This is a genomic window from Mesorhizobium sp. M5C.F.Ca.IN.020.32.2.1 (assembly GCF_004023105.1).
Taxonomy (GTDB): Bacteria; Pseudomonadota; Alphaproteobacteria; order Rhizobiales; family Rhizobiaceae; genus Mesorhizobium; species Mesorhizobium wenxiniae.
The window spans coordinates 1-5602 of record NZ_RZSX01000393.1 but is presented as its reverse complement, the minus strand read 5'-3'; the positions used below and the strand labels follow the sequence as shown (position 1 = coordinate 5602).

Genomic DNA, 5602 nt, shown 5'->3' with positions numbered 1-5602 from the left:
CTCGTCGACCTCGAGCATATCGCCATTGCGATGGGTGTAGCCGGCATTGTTGACCATGATATCGATGCGGCCGAAGGCACTCCTGGCGGCATCGACCATCTCGTCGAACTCGGAACGCAACGAGACGTCCGTCTGGGTCCAGATCGCCGCCCGGCCGATCTCGTTGGCGACGCGTTTGGCGCCCTTGGCGTTGAGGTCGGCGACAACGACCTTGGCGCCCTCCTCGGCAAAGCGTTTGGCGATTCCCTCGCCGAAACCTGACGCGGCACCGGTAATGATGGCAACTTTGTTTTCCAGGCGCATGGCTTTCTCACTCATGATTGAAGACGACGCTCGGGCAGCCGCCGGCAATGGCTGCCGAAAGATCAATATACCCTCGATTTCTCCTTTGGCTTTCGCCTCGATCCCGCTCTATGCTGCAACTGCGAAGGCCTCCCGGAACACGTTGCCGACAAGCCGCCGGGTTGCGCCAGTGTCAAGGGGCACACCTCAGGACCAATCGGAAAAACCCGATTGGCCTTGGGTGTGACGCCATGGCACTGGAAAATCTAAATCGATTAGATTATATCGACCGCGTCACAGCGACCGGCGTTAAAGCGGACAGACCATGACCAGCCAGATCATTCCCGTCGAGCCTTTCGACTTCATCATTTTCGGCGGCACCGGCGATCTGTCGGAACGCAAGCTTTTGCCGTCGCTCTATCATCGCCAGCGCGGCCATCAATTTTCCGAACCGACGCGCATCATCGGCACGTCGCGCTCGAAAATGACCGATGAGGAATTCCAGGCTTTCGCCAGGCAGGCGATTTCCGACCATGTGAAACCGGCCGATATCGATGCCACGGAGCTGAAGACGTTTCTTGCCCGCCTTTCCTATGTCTCGGCAGACGCTACCAATGGCGCGGGCTTCGACAAATTGAAGACGGCGATCGGCGACAGCGAATGCATCCGCGCTTTCTATCTGGCGGTGGCGCCGGCGCTGTTCGGCGACATCTCGCACAAGCTGAAAGAGAACGGTTTGATCACGCCGAACTCGCGCATCGTGCTGGAGAAGCCGATCGGGCGCGATCTCGCCTCGGCGCGCGAGCTCAACGATCTGGTCGGCGATGATTTTCATGAAAGCCAGATTTTCCGCATCGACCACTATCTCGGCAAGGAGACGGTGCAGAACCTGATGGCGTTGCGGTTTGCCAACGCGCTTTACGAGCCGCTGTGGAATTCCGCCAATGTCGATCATGTGCAGATCACCGTGGCCGAGACCGTCGGCCTCGAAGATCGCGTCACCTACTACGACAAGGCCGGCGCGCTGCGCGACATGGTGCAGAACCACATGCTGCAGCTCCTCTGCCTCGTCGCCATGGAGGCGCCGTCGTCGATGGATGCGGATGCCGTGCGCGACGAAAAGCTGAAGGTGTTGCGCGCGCTGAAACGCATCAACGGCAACGAAGCCCCCAAGCACACGGTACGCGGCCAATACCGTGCCGGGGCCTCGGCCGGCGGGCCGGTGAAAGGTTATGTCGAGGAGCTCGGCAGGAACAGCAACACCGAGACATTCGTTGCGCTAAAGGCCGAAATCGGCAACTGGCGCTGGGCGGGCGTGCCGTTCTACCTCAGGACGGGCAAGCGGCTGGCGACCCGCGTCTCGGAGATCGTCATCGAATTCAGGCCAATTCCGCATTCGATCTTCGGCGAAAGCGCCGGGCCGATCTCCGCCAACCAGCTGGTCATCCGGCTGCAGCCCGACGAAGGCGTCAAGCAGTTCATCATGATCAAGGATCCGGGGCCTGGCGGCATGCGGCTGCGCCAGATTCCGCTCGACATGAGTTTTGCGCAATCCTTCGACGGCCGCGCCCCCGATGCCTATGAACGGCTGATCATGGACGTCATCCGTGGCAACCAGACGCTGTTCATGCGCCGCGACGAGGTCGAGGCGGCGTGGAAGTGGATCGACCCGATCCAGGACGCATGGGAAAGCGCCAGGCAAGAGGCGCAGGGCTATACGGCCGGCACATGGGGTCCCTCGGCCTCGATTGCGCTGATCGAACGCGACGGGCGGACATGGCACGAGAGCAATTGAACGGCGCCGCCTACAGCTGGCACGCGTTTGCCGAACGCCAGGACCTGGCGGCAGCACTTGCCGGCCACGTCGCAGGCCGCCTTACCAATGCAATCGCAGAGCGCGGCACGGCACTGCTCGCCGTTTCCGGCGGCACGACGCCGGCGAAATTTTTCGCATCGCTTTCGAATATCCCGATCGCCTGGAACAAAATCACTGTGACGCTGGTCGACGAGCGTTGTGTGCCGGCCTCGTCTCCGCGCTCCAACGCCGGGCTGGTCGCCGCCAATCTTTTGCAAAACGCGGCCGCGGCCGCACGTTTCGTGCCGCTCTACCACGAGGCAGCAAGCATCGAGGATACGTGTGAGGCCGACAGCAGGATGTTGCGGTCGCTGCCATGGCCGCTCGATGTGGTCGTGCTTGGCATGGGAACCGATGGCCATACCGCATCGTTCTTTCCGGACGCCGACAATCTGGAAAAGTTGCTCGACCCGTCCTCGGAAAGGGCCGTGTTCCCGGTCCACGCGGCAAGCGCCGGCGAACCGCGCCTGACGCTGTCGCTGGCGCGGATCGTCAGGGCCGGCTTCGTCGCACTGCACATCGAAGGCGAAGACAAGCGCAACGCATTCGAGAGCGCGATTGGATCGGAAACGCGAAAACCCATTCGTGCCGTGCTCGACGCAGCCGAGAGGCCCGTAGAGGTTTTCTGGGCACCCTGATTTCAACTTGCCGAGGGGTCCCGGCAGACAGCCGGACGGTGTCTGCGGGACCTCGCCTGAAAGGACCGACACCATGACCGCGAGACGCGACATCGAAGCCATCACCGAGCGCATCCGCCACCGCTCCAGACCAGGGCGCGAGGCCTATCTCGGCCGTATCGCCGAAGCATCGCACCGCACCGCCAACCGGGCCGTGCTGTCCTGCGGCAACCTCGCCCATGGCTTTGCCGTCTGCAGCCCTTCGGAAAAGGTGGCCCTTGGCGGCGACCGGGTGCCGAACCTCGGCATCATCACCTCCTATAACGACATGCTGTCAGCGCATCAGCCTTTCGAGACATATCCGGCGCTGATCAAGGACGCGGCGCGTGAGGCCGGCGGCATTGCCCAGGTCGCCGGCGGCGTGCCGGCGATGTGCGACGGCGTCACGCAGGGTCAGCCCGGCATGGAGCTGTCGTTGTTTTCGCGCGACGTGATCGCCATGGCCGCGGCGATCGGCCTGTCGCACAACATGTTCGACGCCGCCGTGTATCTCGGCGTTTGCGACAAGATCGTGCCGGGGCTGGTGATCGCGGCGCTGACCTTTGGCCATCTGCCGGCGGTGTTCATCCCGGCCGGGCCGATGACGACGGGCCTGCCCAACGACGAGAAGGCCAAGGTCCGCCAGCTCTATGCCGAAGGTAAGGCTGGAAGGGCCGAACTGCTCGAGGCCGAGTCCAAATCCTATCACGGGCCGGGAACCTGCACCTTCTACGGCACGGCGAACTCCAACCAGATGCTGATGGAGATCATGGGCCTGCACACGCCAGGCGCCTCCTTCGTCAACCCCGGCACGCCGTTGCGCAACGCGTTGACCCGCGAGGCGACGAAGCGGGCGCTGGCGATCACCGCGCTGGGCAACGCCTACACGCCGGTCGGCCGGATGATCGACGAGCGCTCGATCGTCAACGGCATCGTCGGCCTGCACGCCACCGGCGGATCGACCAATCACACCATCCATCTGATCGCCATGGCGGCCGCGGCCGGCATCGCCATTACCTGGCAGGATATTTCGGACCTTTCGGAAGCCGTACCGCTGCTGGCGCGGGTCTATCCGAACGGCCTTGCCGACGTGAACCATTTCCATGCGGCCGGCGGGCTCGGCTTCCTGATCCGCGAACTGCTCGACGAAGGCATCCTGCACGAGGATGTCCAGACGGTTTGGGGCGACGGCTTGAGGCCCTATGCGGTCGAGGCCAAGCTCGGCGCCGATGGCGGCGTGATGCGAGAGGCCTCGCCGCGCGAAAGCGGCGACGAGAAGGTGCTGGCGCCGTTCAGGAAGGCGTTCCAGCCGACCGGCGGATTGAAAATGCTTTCAGGCAATCTCGGCCATGCCGTCATCAAGACATCGGCGGTGAAACCGGAGCGGCGCATCATCGAGGCGCCGGCCAAGGTGTTCGACAGCCAGCAAGGGCTCAACGAAGCATTCAAGGCCGGCTCGCTGACCGGCGATTTCATTGCCGTCATCCGCTTCCAGGGGCCGAAAGCCAACGGCATGCCGGAGCTGCACAAACTGACCACCGTGCTCGGCGTCCTGCAGGATCGTGGCCAGCATGTGGCGCTGGTCACCGACGGACGCATGTCGGGCGCGAGCGGCAAGGTGCCGGCGGCGATCCATGTGACGCCGGAGGCGGTCGAGGACGGGCCGATCGCCAGGATCCGTGACGGCGACATCATCAGGCTCGATGCGGAGGCCGGAACGCTGGAAGTGCTGGTGCCGGCCGGCGATTTCGCGCTGCGACGGGCGGCGGACAGCGATCTTATCGCCAATGAATTCGGCTTCGGCCGCGAGCTTTTCGCTGGGTTCCGGCAAATGGTCGGCCGCGCCGACCACGGCGCCAGCGCATTCGGAAACAACGTGGCGGAGTTGGCGCTGCAGTGAAAAAAGGGCGGCTCGTGGCCGTCTGACGCCGACTGTCGATTGCCACGCAATTTTTGCCTTTTTGGCCACTCTGTTACCTCTAAGTCATTATTGGCCTATCTCGTGACCGGTCATTCGTAGCCGATGCAGCGGGACTCGAGCGCTTCTGCGTCTTCCAGAAACGGCAAAAGTCCGAACCCAAGCGGAAGCTCGTTCGCCCCCGGCCGAATTTACGCCCATGACCCACCGCGAAGGGCCGCTTAGCGCCGCATGTCGGACGCTGAGATCAGCTTTGCCGCTTCCTGAAAGCAGACCTTGCCGGGGACCACGCTGGAGGTCGTGGTCGCGCCACTACCGGTCCTTCGCAGCGCGCCTCGTTAGCTGACCTTCAGCCACCGGCCGGAGTCGACCCCTTTTGCGGACACTGGTTGTCATCCGGATAGGAGAACACAGGATAAAGGTTCATAATGCTAACATCCCGATTATTAGCCCGCCCAAGGCCCGGCTGCTCTTGAACGTATAAGCTTCGACACGATGGCCGGGATGGCAGCCTCGAATATCGTCGGCTTGGCGATTATTCTGACCGCGGCGTCCACGCTGCACCCGGGCGGCATCACCGAGATAGAAACCTCGGCACAGCGGCAGAAGCGCTGCGCCCTCTTGCCGGCCCCCTTGCTTCGACGCTCTTCGCCCTGGGCATCGTCGGCACGGACCTCCTTGCAGTGCCTGTTCTGGCCGGCTCGGCAGCTTACGCGATCGGCGAAGCGCTACGCTGGCCCACCGGGCTGACGCGAAAGCCCATGAAAGCAAAAGCCTTCAACGGAACAATCATGCTCGCGACCGTGATCGGGGCGGTTCAACTTCACGCCGATAAATCCGATAAAGGCGCTTGTCTGGACGGCGGTGATCACCGGCATCGTCGCCGTTCCG

4 protein-coding genes and 1 pseudogene are annotated in these 5602 nt (G+C 63.2%); 4 read left to right on the top strand and 1 reads right to left on the bottom strand.

Features of this window, described 5'->3' with window-relative positions; all coding sequences use genetic code 11:
• A partial coding sequence (locus EOA86_RS19680) for an SDR family NAD(P)-dependent oxidoreductase (RefSeq protein ID WP_128343174.1) occupies window positions 1-303 on the bottom strand: 303 nt, incomplete at its 3' end.
• Window positions 304-607: 304 nt separating this feature from the next.
• Here EOA86_RS19680 and zwf point away from each other — a divergent pair.
• From zwf to EOA86_RS19660, 4 genes and pseudogenes are all read left to right on the top strand, one after another.
• The gene (gene zwf, locus EOA86_RS19675; protein ID WP_128343173.1) at window positions 608-2077 is read left to right on the top strand and encodes a glucose-6-phosphate dehydrogenase; all 1470 of its coding nucleotides are present in this window, start codon (window positions 608-610) and stop codon (window positions 2075-2077) included.
• Window positions 2059-2775 carry a 6-phosphogluconolactonase gene (gene pgl, locus EOA86_RS19670; RefSeq protein ID WP_128343171.1) on the top strand — a complete coding sequence of 239 codons (717 nt, stop codon included), beginning with the start codon at window positions 2059-2061 and terminating at the stop codon, window positions 2773-2775. The genes zwf and pgl overlap by 19 nt, the downstream gene beginning before the upstream one ends.
• Before the next feature lie 73 nt (window positions 2776-2848).
• Complete coding sequence (gene edd, locus EOA86_RS19665) at window positions 2849-4693, top strand: phosphogluconate dehydratase (RefSeq protein WP_128343169.1); 1845 nt, start codon at window positions 2849-2851, stop codon at window positions 4691-4693.
• A 468-nt stretch (window positions 4694-5161) separates the two neighbouring features.
• Window positions 5162-5602: pseudogene (locus EOA86_RS19660) on the top strand (divalent metal cation transporter); the annotation flags it as partial.